Genomic DNA, 20,328 nt, shown 5'->3' with positions numbered 1-20,328 from the left:
CACAAGTGCCCCGGAATAGGGCGGACTGTGGTATGCTTGGCGGCTTGTTGAAGAATAAATACGGGGCCCGGAAACGGCTCCCGCACGACTTCCAGATAACGCAAAGGAACCTTTCTCGATGGGTGAGTTAGCCAAAGAGATCCTGCCGGTAAACATTGAAGACGAGTTGAAGCAGTCCTACCTCGATTACGCCATGAGCGTGATCGTCGGCCGGGCACTGCCGGATGTGCGCGACGGCCTCAAGCCGGTGCACCGTCGGGTGCTGTTCGCCATGTCCGAGCTGGGCAATGACTGGAACAAGGCCTATAAGAAGTCCGCCCGTGTGGTGGGTGATGTTATCGGTAAATACCACCCCCACGGTGACTCTGCGGTATACGACACCATCGTGCGGATGGCCCAGCCGTTCTCCCTGCGCTATCCGCTGGTGGACGGCCAGGGCAACTTCGGTTCCATTGACGGCGATAACGCGGCGGCCATGCGTTACACCGAGATCCGCATGGAGAAGATTGCCCACTCCCTGCTGGCGGATCTGGACAAGGAAACCGTTGATTACGTCGACAACTACGACGGCACCGAGCGGATTCCTGATGTGCTGCCGACCCGGGTTCCGAACCTGCTGGTAAACGGTTCCTCCGGTATCGCCGTGGGCATGGCCACCAATATCCCGCCCCACAACCTGACCGAAGTGGTCAACGGCTGTCTGGCGCTGATTGATAACGGCGACCTGACCGTGGATGAGCTCATGGAGTACATCCCTGGCCCGGATTTCCCGACCGAGGGCATCATCAACGGTCGTGCCGGCATCGTCGAGGCCTACCGCACCGGTCGTGGCCGCATCTATATCCGCGCCCGCCACGAGATCGAGCAGGACAAGAAAACCGGTCGTGAATCCATCATCATCACCGAGCTTCCTTACCAGCTCAACAAGGCTCGCCTGATCGAGAAGATCGCTGAGCTGGTGAAAGAAAAGCGTGTTGAGGGTATTTCCGAACTGCGGGACGAATCCAACAAGGAGGGTATCCGCGTTGTGATCGAGCTGCGTCGTGGCGAGAACGCCGACGTGGTGATCAACAACCTGTTCGCCCACACCCAGCTGGAAACCGTGTTCGGTATCAACATGGTTGCCCTGATCAACGGCGAGCCCAAGACCCTCAATCTGAAAGAAATGCTGGATGCGTTCCTGCGCCACCGCCGTGAAGTGGTGACCCGCCGGACCATCTATGAGCTGCGCAAGGCCCGCGAGCGCGGTCATATTCTCGAAGGCCTGACCGTTGCCCTGGCCAACATCGACGAGATCATCGAGCTGATCAAGCAGTCCCCGACTGCGGCCGAGGCCAAAGAAAAGCTGATGGACAAGGGCTGGGCGCCGGGCGATGTGCTGGCCATGCTCGAGCGTGCCGGCGAAGATGCCTGCCGTCCGGACGACCTGCCGGAGATCTACGGTCTGCGCGAAGGCCTGTACTATCTGTCGCCGGAACAGGCCCAGGCCATCCTGGACCTGCGTCTGCACCGCCTGACCGGTCTGGAAACCGAGAAGCTGCAGAACGAGTACAAGGAAATTCTCGAGAAGATCGCCGATCTGCTCGATATCCTGGGCGATCCGGAGCGCCTGCTGCAGGTGATCCGTGAAGAGCTGGAAGCGATTGTGAATGACTACGGCGATGACCGCCGTACCGAGATCACCAGCTCCCGCCGTGACCTGACCATCGCGGACCTGATCGACGAAGAGGACCTGGTGGTCACCATCTCCCACGGTGGTTACGCCAAGACCCAGGCGGTAGAGGATTACCAGGCCCAGCGCCGCGGTGGCCGTGGCAAGGCCGCTACCTCCATGAAGGACGAGGACTTCATCGAGAAACTGCTGGTGGCCAACTCCCACGACACCATTTTGTGTTTCTCCAACCGTGGCAAGGTCTATTGGCTGCGGGTGTTCGAGATTCCCCGTGGCAGCCGTGGTTCCCGGGGCCGGCCGATGGTCAATATCCTGCCGCTGGACGAGGGTGAGCGTATCACCACCTTCCTGCCAGTGAAGGATTACCCGGAAGACCAGTTTGTGCTGATGGCCACCTCCAACGGTGTGGTCAAGAAGACCCCGCTGCCGAATTTCTCCCGTCCGCGCAGCAACGGTCTGATCGCCCTGAACCTGGATGAGGGCGATACCCTGGTTGGCGCCGCCATCACCAAGGGTGATGCCGAGGTCATGCTGTTCTCCAGCGCCGGCAAGGCCGTGCGCTTTACCGAGGACCAGGTGCGGCCGATGAGCCGGACTGCCCGCGGCGTGCGCGGTATCCGGATGCCGGAAGGCCAGCACGTGGTGTCCCTGATCATTCCGGAAGAGGGTGGTGTGATCCTGACTGCCAGTGAGCACGGCTACGGCAAGCGCACCGCGATCGACGAGTTCCCCACGTACAGCCGTGGCAGCCAGGGCGTTATCGCCATGCAGTGCTCCGAGCGTAACGGTGACCTGGTCACCGCGCTCCAGCTGTTTGATGGCGACGAAATGATGCTGATTTCCGACAAGGGTACCCTGGTGCGCACCCGCACCGATGAGGTTTCCATCCTGAGCCGTAATACCCAGGGGGTTCGTCTCATCCGCCTGGCTCAGGAAGATGAGCGCCTGGTCGGCGTGGAGCGGATTGCAGAATCCGATGATGAAGAGATAGAAGGCGAGGAAAGCGAAGAATGAGCAGGGCGTTCAACTTTTGCGCGGGTCCGGCTACCTTGCCGGAGCCGGTGCTGAAACAGGCCCGGGACGAAATGCTGGACTGGCGTGGTACCGGCATGTCGGTGATGGAAATGAGCCACCGCAGCGACGAGTTCGTGGCCATTGCCGAAACTGCCGAAAAAGATCTGCGTGAATTGGCCGGAATTTCAGACGATTACGCCGTACTCTTCATGCAGGGTGGAGCTTCCAGCCAGTTCTCCACCATCCCGCTGAACCTGCTTGGCGACAAGACCTCGGCGGATTACGTCAACACCGGTATCTGGTCCAAGAAGGCGATTGCCGAGGCCAAGCGCTACGGTGACGTGAACGTGGTTGCCAGTTCCGAGGACAGCGGTTTTACCACCGTGCCGGAACAGGCCACCTGGAACACCAATGCCGATGCCGCCTACCTGCATTACACCCCGAACGAGACCATTGGCGGCCTGGAATTCGATTTCACACCGGACAGCGGTGATGTGCCCCTGGTGGCGGACATGTCCTCTACCATGCTGTCCCGGCCGGTGGATGTGTCCCGCTACGGGCTGATCTACGCCGGCGCCCAGAAGAACATCGGCCCGTCCGGTCTGGTGGTGGTCATCATCCGCAAGGACCTGCTCGGCAAGGCACGCAAGGAAACGCCGACGATGATGAATTACCAGGTCATCGCCGATAACGGCTCCATGTACAACACCCCGGCGACCTATTCCTGGTACCTGGCGGGGCTGGTGTTCAAGTGGCTGAAAGAGCAGGGTGGCGTCAAGGCCATGGGCGAGATCAACTATCGCAAGGCGAGGAAGTTGTACGACTTCATCGACGCCAACGATTTTTACGCCAACCCGATTGAGCCGCGTTTCCGTTCCTGGATGAACGTACCGTTCACCCTTGCCGACGATGCCCTGAATGACGAGTTCCTCAAGGGGGCGGACGCCCGGGGCCTTCTGAACCTCAAGGGCCATCGCTCCGTGGGCGGAATGCGCGCCAGTATCTATAACGCCATGCCCGAAGCCGGTGTCGACGCACTGATCCAGTACATGACGGAATTTGCGAAGGAGCGTGGCTGATCATGACGGACGAGAAGACCCGTCTGGGCGAACTCCGGGACGAAATTGACAGTCTTGACCAGCAGATCATGGACCTCATCAGTGCCCGGGCCCGCTGTGCCCAGGAAGTGGCCCATGTAAAGATGGCTGCGAATCCGGACGAGAATGTGTTCTTCTACCGTCCCGAACGCGAGGCCCAGGTGCTGCGTCGTATCAAGGAGCACAATCCGGGGCCGCTGCCCGCCGAGGAAATGGCGCGGCTGTTCCGTGAAATCATGTCCGCCTGCCTGGCGCTGGAAAAGCCGATGCACATCGCTTTCCTGGGGCCGATCGGTACCTTTACCCAGGCGGCGGCGCTGAAGCATTTCGGCCATTCCGTCATCAGCGTACCGTTGCCAGCCATCGACGCGGTCTTCCGCGAAGTGGAGTCCGGCGCGGCCCACTACGGCGTGGTGCCGGTGGAGAATTCCACCGAAGGCATGATCAACCACACCCTGGACATGTTCATGTCCTCGCCGCTGAAGATCTGCGGTGAGGTGCAGTTGCGGATTCACCACCACCTGCTGGTGTCTCCGAAGCACAAGGACCAGGAGATTACCCGCATTTACTCCCACCAGCAGTCTTTTGCCCAGTGCCGGCAGTGGCTGGATACCCATCGCTACGGCATCGAGCGGGTGACCGTGTCCAGTAACGCCGAAGCCGCCCGCCGGGCCGCCGAGGAGCCGGGCACGGCTGCCATTGCCGGGGATATGGCAGCGGAACTGTATGGCCTGGAGAAACTGGCCAACAGCATCGAGGATCGTCCGGACAACACCACCCGGTTCCTGATCATCGGCCGTGAAGAGGTTCCGGCCAGTGGTCACGACAAGTCCTCCATCCTGGTGTCCATGCGCAACAAGCCCGGCGCTCTGTACCAGCTGCTGGAGCCGTTCCACCGTCACGGCATCAGTCTGACCCGCATCGAGACCCGGCCATCGCCCAGTGGTACCTGGGCCTACGTGTTCTACATCGACTTCGAGGGACACATGGAGGACGAAACCGTCCGTAAGGTACTGGCTGAGGTGGACGAAGAGGCGGTGGAGCTCAAGCGGCTCGGTTCCTACCCAATCGGCGTTTTGTAAAGGAGGCTTTGAATGGCAGTCGATTACCAGAGTCTTGCGGTTAAAGGTGTCCAGGCTTTGTCTCCCTACCAGCCGGGCAAACCGATCGAAGAGCTGGCACGGGAGCTGGGCCTGAAGCCCGCCGAGATCATCAAGCTGGCCAGTAACGAGAATCCGTTGGGACCCAGTGAAAAGGCACTGGCTGCCGCCCGGGAAGCACTGTCTGAAATGTGCCTGTATCCGGATGGCAACGGCTTTGATCTCAAGCAGGCGCTGTCCGAGCGCTTCGGCGTGGGCATGGATCAGATCACCCTGGGCAACGGTTCGAACGATGTCCTGGAAGTGATTGCCCGCTGCTTCGCCGATAGGGATTCCGAAGTGGTGTTCTCCCAGTATGCCTTTGCGGTTTATCCGCTGGTGACCCAGGCCATCGGTGCCAAAGGGGTGTCGGTGCCAGCGAAGGATTGGGGGCATGATCTCGATGCCATGGCCGATGCCGTGACCGAGCGCACCCGCCTGGTATTCGTGGCCAACCCGAACAATCCGACCGGTACTGTACATACCGCCGATGCGATCGAGGGCTTCCTGGCGAAGATTCCCGAAGATGTGCTGGTGGTTCTGGATGAAGCCTATTGTGAATACCTCACCGGTACCGAATACCCGGACGGCCTTGAACTGCTGGAGCGTTTTCCCAACCTGATCGTCTGCCGTACCTTCTCCAAGGCCTGGGGTCTGGCGGCACTGCGGGTGGGGTACAGCATTAGTTCGCCCGCGATTGCGGACATTCTCAATCGGGTGCGTCAGCCGTTCAACGTGGACACTGTCGCGCTGGCTGCGGCAACCGCAGTCCTGGGGGACGAGGATTATCTGAACCGTTCCCGTGAGGTGAATACCGAGGGATTGAAGCAGCTGGCGGACGGTTTCGACCGAATGGGGCTGCCGTATATCCCTTCCGCAGGCAACTTCATCGCCGTGGAAGTCGGGAAACAGGCCCTGGCGATCTATCACGCGTTGCTGGAGCACGGGGTCATCGTGCGGCCGATTGCCGGTTACGGCATGCCGGAACATCTGCGGGTTTCTGTCGGCCTTGCCAAAGAAAACGAACGCTTCCTCGACGCCCTTGCCGAGGCCCTGAGTGCCGCCGGGGAGGGTGGCTGAGTGGGCGACGGCGAGCCACTTTTCAAGCGCGTTGCCATTATCGGTCTGGGACTCATCGGCGGGTCCCTGGCCAGTGCCATCAGACAGCACCGGCTGGCCGGCCAGGTAGTCGGTTATGACCGTCGGGCCGAAGAGCTTGCCCTCGGCGAGGAGCTGGGTGTTATCGATGTTGCGGCCGAGTCCCTGGAGCAGGCCGTTCGCGGCAGTGATCTGGTGGTGCTGGCGGTTCCGGTACGCGCGACCCGTGCGGTGCTTGCAGAGCTCAAACCGTTTCTCGACAGTGACACAGTCTTATCCGATGTCGGCAGTACCAAGTCCAGTTTTGTAGCGGACGTTGAAGCCGTTTTCGGCGAGCTTTCTCCCCACGTGATTCCAGGTCACCCGATTGCCGGTTCCGAAAAAAGCGGTATCCGGGCGGCCAATCCCGAGTTGTTTGCCAATCACAAGGTCATCCTGACGCCGGCGGATAACGCCCATCAGCCCGATGTCGAGCGGCTCAGGGCGCTGTGGGAGGGGTGTGGTGCCACGGTGCTGACCATGTCCGTGGCCTACCACGACGAAGTACTGGCCGCGACAAGCCACCTGCCGCATCTTATCGCCTTCTCGCTCGTGGACACCCTGGCGGGGGAAGACGAGAATATGGATATCTTCCGGTATGCCGCCGGCGGTTTCCGGGATTTCACCCGGATCGCGGCCAGCGACCCGGTGATGTGGCACGACATCTTTTTGTCGAACCGGGATGCGGTGCTCCGGGTTATTGACCACTTTACCCATGATCTGGACCAGTTGCGGTCTGCCATTGCCGCTGGCGATGGTGCAATGCTGCTCCGGGTCTTCAGTCGCGCCAAGGCGGCGCGGGAACACTTCACCAAGATGCTTTCAGGACAGGCGTACGTGACTAACAACAGCGAAAAGCAGGTAACCTTCCAGCTCCAGCCCGGTGGCTCCATCCGGGGTGATATCCGGGTTCCGGGTGACAAATCCATGTCCCACCGTTCCATCATGCTGGGTGCCCTGGCGGAGGGAATTACCGAGGTCAAAGGTTTCCTCGAAGGTGAAGACAGCCTGGCGACCCTGCAGGCATTCCGTGACATGGGGGTGACCATCGAAGGCCCGGAAGACGGCTTCGTTCGCATCCACGGTGTCGGCATGCACGGCCTGCAGGCACCCCGGGGCCCGCTCTACCTGGGTAACTCCGGAACCGCCATGCGCCTGTTTGCCGGCTTGCTGGCCGCCCAGCCGTTCGATTCCGAGCTGACCGGTGATGCCAGCCTGTCCAAGCGTCCCATGGGACGCGTTGCCGATCCGCTCCGGGCCATGGGTGCGGTGATCGACACCGCCGAGGGAGGCCGCCCGCCGCTGAAGATTCGTGGTGGTCATAAACTGACTGGCATTCATTATGAAATGCCCGTGGCCAGTGCCCAGGTCAAGTCCTGTCTGTTACTGGCGGGCCTCTATGCCGAAGGCGTTACCTCGGTAACTGAGCCTGCGCCAACGCGGGACCATACCGAGCGCATGCTGGTGGGCTTCGGCTATCACGTTCACCGGGATGGCGCGACCGCCAGTGTGACCGGTGGCGGCAAGCTGACGGCCTGCGCCATCGATGTACCCGCGGATATTTCTTCCGCCGCCTTCTTCCTGGTGGCCGGGAGCATTGCCCCGGCTTCCGAACTGGTGCTGCGCCATGTCGGCATGAACCCGACCCGGGTGGGTGTCATCAATATCCTGCGCCAGATGGGCGCCGATATCGAAGTGCTTGAGGAGCGCGAAATTGGCGGCGAGCCGGTGGCCGACCTGCGTGTGCGCTCTGCCGAGCTCAAGGGCATCGACATCCCGGAAGAGCAGGTTCCCCTGGCCATCGACGAATTCCCTGTGCTGTTCATCGCCGCCACCTGCGCGCAGGGCCGTACAGTGCTCCGCGGCGCCGAAGAGCTGCGGGTGAAAGAGAGTGACCGGATTCAGGTCATGGCGGATGGCCTGGCAGCCCTGGGTGTTGAGACGACTGTTACCCCGGATGGCATCATCATCGATGGCGGCCAGGACATCGGCGGCGGAACCGTGAACAGTCACGGGGATCACCGGATCGCCATGTCGTTTGCGGTGGCATCCCTGAGGGCAAACGGCCCGATCGAGATCACGGACTGCGCGAATGTGGCCACTTCCTTCCCGAGTTTTGTGGAGCTGGCGCAGCAGACTGGTATCCAGATTCGTACAGAAGGTGGTGAGTAATGGCAGACAGCAAGGCACCGGTCATCGCGGTGGATGGCCCCGGCGGTTCGGGCAAGGGCACCATCACCCAGATGCTGGCGCAGAAGCTGGGTTGGCATCTGCTGGACAGTGGCGCCCTGTATCGTCTGACCGCCCTGGCAGCCATGCGGCAGGGTGTTTCCTTTGATGATGAAGAAGGGCTGGTCAGGGTGGCGTCCTCGCTGGACGTGACCTTCGAGCCGACCCCGGCCGGTCAGCCCGCGAAAGTATTGCTGGCAGGCGAAGATGTCACCTCCGAGATCCGCACCGAAACCTGTGGCGATAACGCTTCGCGGGTGGCGGTCATGCAGCCCGTCCGGGATGCGTTGTTGCAGCGGCAGCGGGACTTTCGCCAGGCGCCCGGTCTGGTTGCCGATGGCCGCGATATGGGCACGGTGGTGTTCCCGGATGCGCCGGTGAAAATCTTCCTGACGGCCAGTGCCGAGGAACGGGCCCGGCGACGTTTTAACCAGTTGAAGGAAGCGGGTGTCGATGTTAATATTGATGCCCTTTTAGAGGAGATACGGGTTCGTGATGAACGGGATATGAACCGTTCCGCAGCCCCTCTCAGGCCCGCGGATGATGCGCAAGTCATTGATTCTACGGGGTTGAGTATAGAAGAGGTGTTGGACAGGTGTATGGCCGCAGCAGGTCAGGCCTGACTACACCTTTTTGTCGTTGAAATGCCGGAAACAGCGTTATTTGCCAGCCGCTGGCTGATTCCGGAAATCGCTAACAGACCGTGTTGCTGGCGGCACGGAGTACACTTGCGTTGATCACATAGGACACATAATGAGCGAGAGCTTTGCGGATCTTTTTGAAGAAAGCCTGAAAGAAATTGACATGCAACCGGGTTCCATCGTCCAGGGAACCGTAGTTGACGTCGACAACGACTGGGTCACCGTTAACGCCGGACTGAAGTCCGAGGGCGTTATCCCCGCCTCCCAGTTCCTCAACGAAAAAGGCGAGTTGGAAGTAGCTGTCGGCGATGTTGTCGATGTGGCTCTCGATGCTGTTGAAGATGGCTTCGGTGAAACCCGTCTTTCCCGCGAGAAGGCCAAGCGTGCCGAAGCGTGGAAAGTACTGGAGAAGTCCTTCGAGGCTGAAGAAGTTGTTAAAGGCGTGATCAATGGCAAGGTCAAGGGCGGTTTCACCGTCGACCTGTCTGGCATTCGTGCCTTCCTGCCGGGTTCCCTGGTAGACGTTCGTCCGGTTCGCGACACTGCGCACCTGGAGAACAAAGAGCTGGAATTCAAGGTTATCAAGCTGGACCAGAAGCGTAACAACGTGGTTGTTTCCCGCCGCGCCGTTCTGGAAGCTGAGAACAGCGAGCAGCGTGAAGCTCTGCTCGAGACCCTGACCGAGGGTATGGAAATCAAGGGTATCGTCAAGAACCTGACCGACTACGGCGCGTTCGTGGATCTGGGTGGCGTTGACGGCCTGCTGCACATCACTGATATGGCCTGGAAGCGCATCAAGCATCCGAGCGAAATCGTGAACGTTGGCGACGAGATTAACGTCAAGGTTCTGAAGTTCGACCGTGAGCGCAACCGTGTTTCCCTGGGTCTGAAGCAGCTGGGCGAAGATCCCTGGGTGGATATCAAGGGTCGTTACCCGGAAGGTTCCAAGGTTACTGCACGCGTAACCAACCTGACTGACTACGGCTGCTTTGCCGAGCTGGAAGAGGGTGTTGAAGGTCTGGTACACGTGTCCGAAATGGACTGGACCAACAAGAACATCCATCCGTCCAAGGTTGTTCAGGTCGGTGACGAAGTAGAAGTCATGATCCTGGATATCGACGAAGAGCGTCGTCGTATCTCCCTGGGTATCAAGCAGTGTGTATCCAACCCGTGGGAAGACTTCTCCAGCAAGTTCAACAAGGGTGACCGCATCTCCGGTAAGATCAAGTCCATCACTGACTTTGGTATCTTCATCGGTCTGGAAGGCGGCATCGACGGACTGGTTCACCTGTCCGACATCAGCTGGAACGAGACTGGCGAAGAAGCCGTTCGCGAATACAAGAAGGGCGACGAAGTCGAGACCGTTATCCTGTCTGTTGATCCCGAGCGTGAGCGTATCTCCCTGGGCATCAAGCAGCTGGAAAGCGATCCGTTCGCCGAGTTTGTACAGCTGAACGACAAGGGCTCCATCGTCAAGGGCACTGTATCTTCTGTTGACGCCAAAGGCGCAACCGTTGCTCTGAACGACGAGGTTGAGGCGGTACTGAAGGCCTCCGAAATCAGCCGTGATCGTGTGGAAGACGCACGCAACGCGCTGAAGGAAGGCGAAGAAGTCGAAGCGAAGATTATCAGCATCGACCGCAAGAACCGCGTCATCAACCTGTCCATCAAGTCCAAGGACGTTGAAGACGACAAGCAGGCGCTGGAAAGCGTCCGCAGCAAGACCGCTGAAACTTCTGGTGCGACCACCATCGGTGATCTCATCAAGGAGCAGATGCAGCAGCAGAACGCCAACAAGGAATAAGTTTCCTTCTGGTGTGAAAAAAACGGGCTCTAAGAGCCCGTTTTTTTTGTGTTTTTTTCTGGTTTGACTAAACTAGGACAAGAAATCACGGTAACTGACTACCGAATAATAAATAAGAGGGAAGCGCCTCATGACGAAGTCCGAACTGGTCGAACTGATTGCTTCCAAGCAGACCCAGTTGTCTGTGAAGGATGTTGAGCTTGCAGTGAAAACCATCATAGAGCACATGTCCCAGTCGCTTGCGGATGGTCAGAGAATCGAAATTCGGGGATTTGGCAGCTTTTCCCTCCATCACCGGGCGGCCAGAGTCGGCCGTAACCCCAAGACCGGTGAGGCTGTGAACCTGCCGGCAAAGTATGTGCCCCATTTCAAACCCGGGAAGGAACTCCGGGAACAGGTCAATGACAGCCTGAAAAAAGGTTTCTAGGGTCTCGCAGAGAATATGAAGATTCGGGCCAGTTGAGCCCTACGGAGTGCTTACGCTATGGCAGGATTTCAGAAGATCCTCATTATTCTGTTGGTACTGGTCCTGATTTTATTGGCACTCGTATTCTCGCTGAATAACCAGATGGCGGTATCCCTTAATTTTCTGCTGTTCGAGACCCAACCCCACGGCGTGGCCGTCTGGATTATCATGGCGTTTGTCATTGGCGCGTTGTTTGGCGTTCTGATGACCATGCTGGCGACCGTGCGGACATCCGTGTCACGGCGAACCCTCAAGAAACGACTCGATCGTGCCGAGCAGGCATTGGAGAAATCCAGGGCTGAGAACGACCGGACTCTTTAATGGATATAGTGCTTCAGTGGCTGCTGCTGACTGCGGCAGTTGCGGCCGGCTGGATGGCGGGCCGGCTTGGCAGTAACAACCGCAGTTCGAAAAGCGCCATCTCTGACGAAGACTCGGTCCGCGATCGCCTCCAGTTCCTGTTTACCAACTACTCCGACCAGGCGGTCGAAAACTTCGTCCAGTCCCTCGCCGTCAACAAGGACACCGTCAGCCTGCACCTGTCCATCGGCAGTCACTTCCGGAACAAGGGCGAGACCGACCGCGCCATCCTCATTCACCAGAACCTCCTTGCCCGCCCCGAGTTGCCCGGCCGTTTTTCGCCACAGGTGACGATGGAGCTTGCCCTGGACTATCTCAATGCCGGCTTGCTGGACCGCGCCGAAGCGCTCCTGCACCAGATCATGGGTGACAGGGAATACGGCCGCGACGCCGCGCTCCAGCTGATCGAGCTGTACCAGCAGGAACGCGAGTGGGGCAAAGCCGCCGACGTGGCCCGCACACTCGCCAAGGGCGACTCCGATGTGGCGCTGTTCAAGACCCTGGCCTACATCACCTGTGAGCTGTCCGAGCAGGCGCTTAAACACGACGACCGGTGGACGGCCCAGAAGTTGGCCAAGGAGGCTCTGGAATACGACCACTCCTGCGTTCGCGCCACGCTTATCCTGATGAGCCTCCTCATTCGCCAGGGCAGCTTCCGTGAAGCGGGCAAGGAAAGCCTGAAGGTATTCGACCAGAACCCGGAGTTCGGGCCGGAGGCGATTGACCGCCTTATGAAACTCGAGCGCGAGCACGGCGACGTCGGCCGCCTGGCAAAGAAACTGCGCAAACTCTACGAGAAATATCCCAGCACGAGTCTGTTGCTGGCTCTGGTAGAATCTGTCGAACGCGCCTCCGGGCGACCGGCGGCGATTGACCTGCTGCGCCAGGAACTGGAAAGCCGCCCGTCCGTGCGTGGACTGCTCCGGCTGGTGGAAATGGCGGGTTACGAGAAGGGCATGACCACGGATGAAGGCCGCCTGGTGAGCCGGATCGGCCATCTTCTCCTGTCCAATCGCCCGGTCTACCGCTGCGTAAGCTGCGGCTTCTCCGGCCAGCAGTTACACTGGCTCTGCCCGAGCTGCAAACAGTGGGAAACCATCCGCCCGATCCAGGGCGTGGAAGCCGAATAAATCCGTTACGACTTACCCCAGGAACCGAACCGTGCAAAACCCCTCTGACCCCAAAATCATCGTCGCCCTCGACTTCCCCTCCCAGGACCCGGCACTGGCCCTGGTCGACCAGCTGGACCCGGCCAAATGCCGCCTGAAAGTCGGCAAGGAGCTGTTCACCCGCTCCGGTCCGCAACTGGTGCAGTCACTGCAGGGCAGGGGCTTCGACGTGTTCCTGGACCTGAAATTCCACGACATCCCGAACACCACCTCCGCAGCGGTCGCCGCTGCTGCGGATCTGGGCGTCTGGATGGTTAATGTCCACGCGTCCGGCGGTGAAAAAATGATGGTCGCCTGCCGCGAACGCCTGGAATCCTTCGGTGCAGATAAACCGCTACTGATTGCTGTCACGGTTCTCACCAGCATGGGCGCCGAAGACCTGGCCGGCATTGGCATCACCGACTCCCCTGAAGCCCAGGTCTCACGCCTGGCAACCTTGACCCGCAACTGCGGCCTCGACGGCGTCGTCTGCTCCGCTCAGGAAGCCCCAAAGCTCAAAGCCGAGCAGGGCGCCGACTTCAAACTGATCACCCCGGGTATCCGGCCGCTGACCGCCGAAAAAGGCGACCAACAACGCATCATGACTCCCACGGATGCCCTCAAGGCCGGTTCCGATTACCTCGTTATTGGCCGTCCGATTACCCAGGCGCCGGATCCTTTGGCTGCTCTGGAGGCTATCCATTCTGAGGTGGTTGGCCTCTAGCGTTTTCCTGGCTTCGAATCCTGACCTAGCCTGCATGGTTCGGGGGTGTGGCGCGGTGGGGGCTGCCTCCCAAAAACCGCTACGAGCACGTCCATGTGCGCTTGTTTCAGGCCATCCTTGGCCTTCAACATTTTTGGGAGGCAGCCCCCACCACGCCACTCAGCAAAAGCAGTGATAGGAAACAGCTGAAAACGAGCGGCGGGAGACTGCAAACTTTGGCCTGTTTGATCAGGCTTGACTCAAAGGTTCTGTTCACAAGGTTGCTGACCCCTCCGGTATTAAGAGAGGGGGATCTGGCAGGGCTTTCAAAAACTGTTGAGGGCCAGGGACGGCCCGAAACAAGCGCACATGGACGTGCTCGTAGCGTGTTTTTGAAAGCCCTGCCAGATGCCCCTTCCCCCAACACTCGAAGGCTAGGGCAGGACCAAAACGACAAAGCACCAAAAAACGAACAAACACAAAAAAGCCCGCTAACTCAGAGAATTAGCGGGCTTTCGAAATATTGGCTCCCCGAGCTGGGCTCGAACCAGCGACAAACGGATTAACAGTCCGTTGCTCTACCAACTGAGCTATCGGGGAACGTCGTCATGTGACGAGGCGCGTATATTAAGGTGGCTATACCGCCTCGTCAACCCCTGACAAAAACTTTTTAGCCAAGCGCCTTCTGCAAACGCTCAACCGCCTTCTGCAGGTTATCCATGCTGGTCGCGAAGCTCAGGCGCATGTGGCCCGGAGCACCGAAGGCGGAGCCCGGAACGATCGCCACGCCGGCGTCGGTCAGCAGCTTCTCGGCGAATTCCACGTCAGTGCTGACGCTGTCATCGGCGTCAATGGCACCCTGGAAGCTCGGAAACACGTAGAAGGTGCCGTCGCCGGTCAGGCACTCAACACCCGGCAGCTTGTTCAGGGCATCTACCAGCCAGTCGTGACGTTCCTTGAACGCCTTGACCATCTCGCCCACGCACGCCTGATCACCGTCCAGGGCGGCGGTAGCAGCGGCCTGGGAGATGGAGCAGGGGTTGGAAGTGCTCTGGGACTGGATCTTCTTCATGGCGCCGATGATCTTGGCCGGGCCGGCGGCATAGCCGATACGCCAGCCGGTCATGGAATAGGCCTTGGAGACACCGTTCAGTACGAAGGTACGCTCGTACAGTTCCGGACAGGCGTTCACGATGTTGCAGAACGGCTTGCCGGTCCACAGGATCGGCTCGTACATGTCGTCGGTGGCGATCATGATGTTCGGATGCTTCTTCAGCACCTCACCGATCGCCTTCAGCTCTTCCATGGAGTAGGCCATGCCACTCGGGTTGGACGGGCTGTTGATCACGAACAGGCGGGTACGCTCGGTGATGGCGTTTTCCAGCTGCTCCGGGGTGATCTTGAAGCGGGTGTCGGCGCTGGTCTCGATAATGACCGGCTTGCCTTCGGCGACCAGTACCATGTCCGGGTAGGAAACCCAGTACGGGGCCGGGATGATGGCCTCGTCACCCTCGTTCAGTGTGGCAAGTGCCAGGTTGAAAAAGCTCTGTTTGCCACCACTGCTTACCAGTATCTGGTTGGCTTCGTATTCCAGGCCGTTGTCCCGTTTGAACTTCGCAATAATCGCTTTCTTCAGGGCCGGCGTACCATCCACGGCAGTGTATTTGGTCTGGCCGTTGTTGATGGCTTCAATGGCTGCCTGTTTGATGTGCTCGGGGGTGTCGAAGTCCGGCTCGCCTGCACCCAGGCCAATGATGTCCTGGCCGGCTGCGCGGAGTTCCGCGGCCTTGTTGGTGACTGCGAGGGTGGGAGAGGGCTTGATAGCCTGTACTCGGCTGGAAAGTTGAAGGTCCAAACTTGAGCTCCTTAAAGCTGCGTCCTATTGGGCTGCGATCGGCCGGGGGAGCCATTGCTGGCTGATTTTCGCCCAGCCGTCGATCGCACTGATGGTATCATGAAGCCAGCGTAACGCTAAATTTCTCGATGGTATAAGTCCGCCACGGCGGGCGCCGCGCAAATCCGGAGGTTATCCGCCAGTTATGGCAAAGAAAGAAACCAGTACCGCACAGAGCGGGGTGTTCCGAGTCGATTCCCCCTACCAGCCGGCCGGTGATCAGCCCAAGGCGATCGAGGGGCTGGTGGATGGTATCCAGTCCGGCCTGGCGCACCAGACGCTGCTCGGGGTGACTGGTTCGGGGAAAACCTTCACCGTCGCCAATGTGATCGAGCAGGTGCAGCGGCCCACCATCATCATGGCCCACAACAAGACTCTCGCGGCCCAGCTGTATGGCGAGTTCCGCGAGTTCTTCCCGGACAACGCGGTGGAGTACTTCGTCTCCTACTACGACTACTACCAGCCGGAAGCCTATGTGCCGTCCTCGGATACCTTTATCGAGAAAGACGCCTCCATCAACGAGCACATCGAGCAGATGCGGCTGTCCGCCACCAAGGCGCTGCTGGAACGGCCGGATGCCATCATCGTGGCCACGGTGTCCTCCATCTACGGTCTGGGTGACCCCCAGTCCTACCTGAAGATGATGCTGCACCTGGACCGGGGCGATCAGATTGACCAGCGCTTCATCCTGCGTCGGCTGGCCGAGCTGCAGTACACCCGCAATGACGTGGAATTCCACCGGGCCAATTACCGGGTCCGGGGCGATGTCATCGATGTGTTCCCGGCAGAATCAGAGAAGGAGGCCATCCGGATCGAGCTGTTCGATGATGAGGTGGAGAATCTCAGCTATTTCGATCCGCTCACCGGCGAGGTCTTGCGTCGGGTGCCCCGGGTGACCATCTACCCGAAATCCCACTATGTCACTCCGCGCCAGACGGTGCTGGATGCGGTGGAGCACATCAAGGTGGAGCTGGATGAGCGTCTGCAGCAGCTGCGGGACAACAACCGGCTGGTGGAAGCCCAGCGCCTCGAGGAGCGCACCCGGTACGACATCGAGATGATGCTGGAGCTCGGTTACTGCAACGGCATCGAGAACTACTCCCGGTACCTGTCCGGACGCAGGCCGGGGGAGGCTCCACCAACCCTGTTTGACTACCTGCCACCCAATGCCTTGCTGGTGGTGGACGAGTCCCACGTGACCATTCCCCAGATCGGTGCCATGTACAAGGGTGACCGGTCGCGCAAGGAAACCCTGGTGGAGTATGGGTTCCGGCTGCCCTCGGCGCTGGATAACCGGCCGATGCGCTTCGAGGAATGGGAACGTATTGCGCCGCAGATGATTTTTGTCTCGGCGACGCCGGGGAATTATGAGGCCGAACATGCCGGCCAGGTGGTTGAGCAGGTGGTCCGTCCCACCGGTCTGCTGGATCCGGAAATCGAGGTTCGGCCGGCCTCCACCCAGGTGGATGACCTGCTGTCCGAGATCCACGCCCGGGTGAAGGTGCAGGAGCGGGTTCTGGTGACCACGCTGACCAAGCGCATGGCGGAAGACCTGACCGACTTCCTGATGGAACACGACATCAAGGTCCGGTACCTGCACTCGGATATCGACACCGTGGAGCGGGTTGAGATCATCCGGGACCTGCGCCGGGGCGAGTTTGATGTGCTGGTGGGGATCAACCTGCTGCGGGAAGGTCTGGACATGCCGGAAGTCTCCCTGGTGGCGATCCTGGATGCCGACAAGGAAGGCTTCCTGCGCAGTGAACGTTCCCTGATCCAGACCATCGGCCGGGCTGCCCGTAACGTGCACGGCAAGGCGATCCTCTACGGTGACAAGATCACCGGTTCCATGCAGCGGGCCATTGATGAGACCCAGCGGCGCCGGGAGAAACAGACGGCTTTCAACGAAGAGCATGGCATCACGCCGACTGGCCTGAACAAGAAGATCGCCGACATCATGGAGGGTGCGGCCGGTGGTGGCGGCCGTGGCCGTCGCAAGGTTGAGCGTCCGGGTCAGAAGGCGGCCGAGGAAGCCGAAAAATATCGGGCGAAGGCCGGCAACCGGTCACCGGAGGAAGTGCTCAAGGAGGTGGCGCGCCTGGAGGACGAAATGTACAAGGCGGCCTCGGATCTGGATTTCGAGACCGCTGCGCGCCTTCGGGACGAGATTGCCGAACTCAAGGAGGCGGCCCTGCGAACCGGGTAATCAGCCGATTCGCTTTGGCCCGACAATGACGGCTGCCTGCAGCGGCTGGTTCCGGCCGTAGCTGGACATCCGGGTGAAGACCCGTTTGTCCACCGGCAGGTACTGTTTGTCCGCAACGGTTTCGCCCGCCTGCACGTCGATTTCCGGATCGTGCAGGTAAACGAACTCCTCGTCGATGGCACAGACGGTGACCCAATGCGGCACCCGGCTGCGGTTCAGTTGCCAGGTGCTGATCAGGATGACCGGGATGCGTCCCTCGTGAAGGGCGTTCTCCATGCCCTCGAGGGTCAGCGGGTCATGGTGAAGCTGGATGCCGGTGGCGCCGATATCGTGCAGGAAACCTTCATGCACCAGTTCCAGCACTCTTTTTTTGTCTTCATTCCGCACTGTGTCTTTGAACAGGGCACCTTCCTGGCTGATCCAGGCACTGGCGTCAAAACCCCGGTTCCAGCAGGCCAGGGCCAGGCCATGGGGACCACAGCCTCCGTGGCCGGCGAGCATGAAAATAGTCGTGGCCTCGCGCCAGATCTTCAGTTCTTCCAGGGTGGTGACCGGCTGGTTCTCATCCAGTGCAGCCATGGCCATGATCAGGGCTGAAGGGCCACAGGTGAACTCGGTGGTCTGCGGGTAATAGGGAACCGGCACAAACTCCCGGCTTGGCTCGTAGTACAGGATCCTGCGCTCGAATCTGAGCGCATTGCCGTGATCTTCGTAGTAATCGCGGTAGGTACCGAACTGCCGGTAGCCCAGGCGCTTGTAGAGATTGATGGCGCCGGGATTATCCTCCCGCACTTCCAGGCGCATGATAATGCGGTCGGCCTCGGCTGCTTCCTTTTCGGCCTCCCGGATCAGCATTTCACCAATACCCCGGCCCCGGGCCGCGGGAGCGACCGCAATGGAGTAGATCCGCGCCAGGCGCGTGGCGGCATTCATCAACACCAGGCAATAGCCGATCAGCTCGCCGTCTTGCTCGGCCACAATCAGCCGGTCCCGTGGCATCTCCAGGAAACGACGGAAACTCCGCCGGGAAAGCCGGTCGTCACTGAAACAGCGATGCTCCAGCTGTACCAGGTTGTCCAGGTCGGTACTGGCGGCTTGGCGAAGTGTTACATCAGGCATGGTTTTGCTGGCCCTGGTCGGTGGGAAGGGCAGGCTCGCGGGCTTCCCTCTCGCGGCTATTATGGTAGAGAGTGGCTGGTACGCAAGCCCCGCCGGCATGCGTAAAAGCACGCACGCCTCGGTGATTGTGCAACTTCGGGGCCGGGCGTATTGTTGCGCAAATTCAGGCGGCTGACCTTCAGGGAGGAATGCCACAGATGTCCCGTTTGCTCATTGTTGTTGATCGCGCCAAAGACTGGGCACCGTACTACCCCAGCGAAGATGTGCTGACCTTTGACCAGTATCTGCAGTACTCCTCGTCATCCACCGGACGGGTGCGGGTCATCAACCTGTGCCAGAGCGCAAAATACCTGAGCAAGGGTTACTACTGTTCGCTGCTGGCAGAAGCCCGTGGTCACCACGTGGTGCCTTCCGTGATGACCCTCAACGATCTCAGTCGCAAGGGCCTGTTCTCGCTGGAGCTGGAAGAGCTGGACCCCAGCGTACTCAACTGGCTGGATGCCGCCGGCTCCGAAATTGAATCTGCGAGCGAGGAAAAGGAGGCAACCCCTGAGGTACGGATCCGCACCTACTTTGGCCAGGCCGAGCACCTGGACCTGAAGCCGGTCGCCAGGGCGCTGTTTGAGAGTTTCCCGTGCCCGATCCTGGAAATCGTCTTCAAGCGCCGCAAGAAGTGGCAGATTGCCTCCATGCGGCCTGCGGCACCGGCGGACCTGTCCGAGCAGGAACAGGATCTTTTTGCGACCGCACTGGACCGTTTCAGTACCATGGTCTGGCGCAAGCCCCGGACCCGCCGGCGCTATCGCTTTGATCTGGCGATGCTGGTGAATCCCGAGGAGGAGATGCCGCCGAGCGATGAGGCAGCCCTCAAGCGTTTCGAGAAAGCAGGCCGGAAACTGGGTATCAATGTGGAACGGATCACCCGGCGGGACTACATGCGGTTGCCGGAATACGATGGCCTGTTTATCCGCGAGACCACCGCCATTGACCATCACACCTACCGTTTTGCCCGCAAGGCCGAAGCCGAGGGCATGGTGGTCATTGATGACCCGGTCTCCATCCTGCGCTGTACCAACAAGGTGTTCCTGGCGGACCTGCTGCGAAACAACAAGGTGCCGACACCGAAAACCCTGATCCTGTCCCGGGACCAGAAAGATGCGGTGGAGCATGTGGTCAGTACGCTGGGCTTCCCGGTGGTCATCAAGATCCCGGACGGGGCATTCTCCCGTGGGGTGACCAAGGCCCGGGACGAGAAGGAATTGCGGGCTGGGCTTCGGGAATTGTTCCGGCAGTCAGCCCTGGTGCTGGCCCAGGAATACCTGTACACGGACTATGACTGGCGGATCGGCGTGCTGGGTGGCCGTGCCATCTATGCCTGCAAGTACATGATGGTCAAAGGGCACTGGCAGATCTACCAGCATGGAGAGTCCAAGGTGGAGAGTGGCGATTTCGAGACGCTGCCCACCTATGAGGTGCCCAGAGCCGTGATCCAGGCCGCCTTGAACGCTACGCGGCTGATTGGTAATGGGCTCTATGGGGTCGACATCAAACAGTCCGGAAACCGGGTGGCGATCATCGAGGTGAATGACAACCCCAGTGTCGATTCCGGCGTCGAGGACAAGTTCCTCGGTGGCGAACTCTACACCCTGATCATGCAGGAGTTCCTGTCCCGCATGGAGGCCAAGCGGCGGGGCTGAGG

Annotated in this window: 15 protein-coding genes and 1 tRNA gene; 13 read left to right on the top strand and 3 right to left on the bottom strand. The window is 59.9% G+C overall.

What is annotated here, in order from left to right; translation table 11 throughout:
• Positions 1-118 precede the first annotated feature (118 nt).
• From gyrA to pyrF, 11 genes are all read left to right on the top strand, one after another.
• Positions 119-2,686: a DNA gyrase subunit A gene (gene gyrA, locus BM254_RS10350; RefSeq protein ID WP_092002793.1), complete on the top strand. Its 2,568-nt coding sequence runs from the start codon at positions 119-121 to the stop codon at positions 2,684-2,686.
• Complete coding sequence (gene serC, locus BM254_RS10345; RefSeq protein ID WP_092002790.1) at positions 2,683-3,765, top strand: 3-phosphoserine/phosphohydroxythreonine transaminase; 1,083 nt, start codon at positions 2,683-2,685, stop codon at positions 3,763-3,765. The genes gyrA and serC overlap by 4 nt, the downstream gene beginning before the upstream one ends.
• 2 nt (positions 3,766-3,767) lie before the next feature.
• Positions 3,768-4,865, top strand: a complete 1,098-nt coding sequence (pheA, locus tag BM254_RS10340) for a prephenate dehydratase (protein ID WP_092002787.1) — start codon at positions 3,768-3,770, stop codon at positions 4,863-4,865.
• 12 nt (positions 4,866-4,877) lie between these two features.
• Complete coding sequence (hisC, locus tag BM254_RS10335) at positions 4,878-6,002, top strand: histidinol-phosphate transaminase (RefSeq protein ID WP_092002784.1); 1,125 nt, start codon at positions 4,878-4,880, stop codon at positions 6,000-6,002.
• Positions 6,003-8,231 (top strand): bifunctional prephenate dehydrogenase/3-phosphoshikimate 1-carboxyvinyltransferase, encoded by a 2,229-nt coding sequence (locus BM254_RS10330; RefSeq protein WP_092002780.1) that lies wholly within the window; start codon positions 6,003-6,005, stop codon positions 8,229-8,231.
• Complete coding sequence (cmk, locus tag BM254_RS10325) at positions 8,231-8,911, top strand: (d)CMP kinase (protein ID WP_092002778.1); 681 nt, start codon at positions 8,231-8,233, stop codon at positions 8,909-8,911. The genes BM254_RS10330 and cmk overlap by 1 nt, the downstream gene beginning before the upstream one ends.
• 130 nt (positions 8,912-9,041) lie before the next feature.
• Complete coding sequence (rpsA, locus tag BM254_RS10320) at positions 9,042-10,733, top strand: 30S ribosomal protein S1 (protein ID WP_092002775.1); 1,692 nt, start codon at positions 9,042-9,044, stop codon at positions 10,731-10,733.
• A 130-nt stretch (positions 10,734-10,863) separates the two neighbouring features.
• A complete protein-coding gene (locus BM254_RS10315; protein ID WP_008938050.1) occupies positions 10,864-11,160 on the top strand; it encodes an integration host factor subunit beta in 297 nt (98 codons plus the stop codon).
• A 57-nt stretch (positions 11,161-11,217) separates the two neighbouring features.
• Complete coding sequence (locus BM254_RS10310) at positions 11,218-11,520, top strand: LapA family protein (protein WP_092002770.1); 303 nt, start codon at positions 11,218-11,220, stop codon at positions 11,518-11,520.
• Entirely contained in the window at positions 11,520-12,689 is a 1,170-nt protein-coding gene (lapB, locus tag BM254_RS10305; protein ID WP_092002767.1) for a lipopolysaccharide assembly protein LapB, read from the top strand. Before BM254_RS10310 ends, lapB begins: the two co-directional genes overlap by 1 nt.
• A gap of 31 nt (positions 12,690-12,720) precedes the next feature.
• Positions 12,721-13,431, top strand: a complete 711-nt coding sequence (pyrF, locus tag BM254_RS10300) for an orotidine-5'-phosphate decarboxylase (protein WP_092002765.1) — start codon at positions 12,721-12,723, stop codon at positions 13,429-13,431.
• Positions 13,432-13,934: 503 nt separating this feature from the next.
• Here pyrF and BM254_RS10295 read toward each other — a convergent pair.
• Positions 13,935-14,010 (bottom strand) — tRNA-Asn (locus BM254_RS10295).
• 70 nt (positions 14,011-14,080) lie between these two features.
• A complete protein-coding gene (locus tag BM254_RS10290) occupies positions 14,081-15,265 on the bottom strand; it encodes a pyridoxal phosphate-dependent aminotransferase (RefSeq protein ID WP_092002762.1) in 1,185 nt (394 codons plus the stop codon).
• Positions 15,266-15,449: 184 nt separating this feature from the next.
• On the opposite strand from BM254_RS10290, the gene uvrB reads away from it, so the two are divergent.
• A complete protein-coding gene (gene uvrB / locus BM254_RS10285; protein ID WP_092002759.1) occupies positions 15,450-17,510 on the top strand; it encodes an excinuclease ABC subunit UvrB in 2,061 nt (686 codons plus the stop codon).
• Here uvrB and rimI read toward each other — a convergent pair whose 3' ends face one another.
• Positions 17,511-18,629 carry a ribosomal protein S18-alanine N-acetyltransferase gene (gene rimI, locus BM254_RS10280; RefSeq protein ID WP_092002756.1) on the bottom strand — a complete coding sequence of 373 codons (1,119 nt, stop codon included), beginning with the start codon at positions 18,627-18,629 and terminating at the stop codon, positions 17,511-17,513.
• A 197-nt stretch (positions 18,630-18,826) separates the two neighbouring features.
• Here rimI and BM254_RS10275 point away from each other — a divergent pair, with 197 nt between their 5' ends.
• The gene (locus BM254_RS10275) at positions 18,827-20,326 is read left to right on the top strand and encodes a RimK family protein (RefSeq protein ID WP_092002753.1); all 1,500 of its coding nucleotides are present in this window, start codon (positions 18,827-18,829) and stop codon (positions 20,324-20,326) included.
• The last annotated feature ends 2 nt before the right edge of the window (positions 20,327-20,328 follow it).

The organism is Marinobacter pelagius, assembly GCF_900114925.1.
In the GTDB taxonomy this organism is placed as follows: Bacteria; Pseudomonadota; Gammaproteobacteria; order Pseudomonadales; family Oleiphilaceae; genus Marinobacter; species Marinobacter pelagius.
This window is presented reverse-complemented; position numbering and strand designations above follow the sequence as displayed.

Bases quoted from the DNA above. Each gene is read 5' to 3' on its own strand.
- gyrA (WP_092002793.1), top strand. From the start codon at position 119: ATGGGTGAGTTAGCCAAAGAGATCCTGCCGGTAAACATTGAAGACGAG.
- serC (WP_092002790.1), top strand. From the start codon at position 2,683: ATGAGCAGGGCGTTCAACTTTTGCGCGGGTCCGGCTACCTTGCCGGAG.
- pheA (WP_092002787.1), top strand. From the start codon at position 3,768: ATGACGGACGAGAAGACCCGTCTGGGCGAACTCCGGGACGAAATTGAC.
- hisC (WP_092002784.1), top strand. From the start codon at position 4,878: ATGGCAGTCGATTACCAGAGTCTTGCGGTTAAAGGTGTCCAGGCTTTG.
- cmk (WP_092002778.1), top strand. From the start codon at position 8,231: ATGGCAGACAGCAAGGCACCGGTCATCGCGGTGGATGGCCCCGGCGGT.
- rpsA (WP_092002775.1), top strand. From the start codon at position 9,042: ATGAGCGAGAGCTTTGCGGATCTTTTTGAAGAAAGCCTGAAAGAAATT.
- BM254_RS10315 (WP_008938050.1), top strand. From the start codon at position 10,864: ATGACGAAGTCCGAACTGGTCGAACTGATTGCTTCCAAGCAGACCCAG.
- BM254_RS10310 (WP_092002770.1), top strand. From the start codon at position 11,218: ATGGCAGGATTTCAGAAGATCCTCATTATTCTGTTGGTACTGGTCCTG.
- lapB (WP_092002767.1), top strand. From the start codon at position 11,520: ATGGATATAGTGCTTCAGTGGCTGCTGCTGACTGCGGCAGTTGCGGCC.
- uvrB (WP_092002759.1), top strand. From the start codon at position 15,450: ATGGCAAAGAAAGAAACCAGTACCGCACAGAGCGGGGTGTTCCGAGTC.
- rimI (WP_092002756.1), bottom strand. From the start codon at position 18,629: ATGCCTGATGTAACACTTCGCCAAGCCGCCAGTACCGACCTGGACAAC.
- BM254_RS10275 (WP_092002753.1), top strand. From the start codon at position 18,827: ATGTCCCGTTTGCTCATTGTTGTTGATCGCGCCAAAGACTGGGCACCG.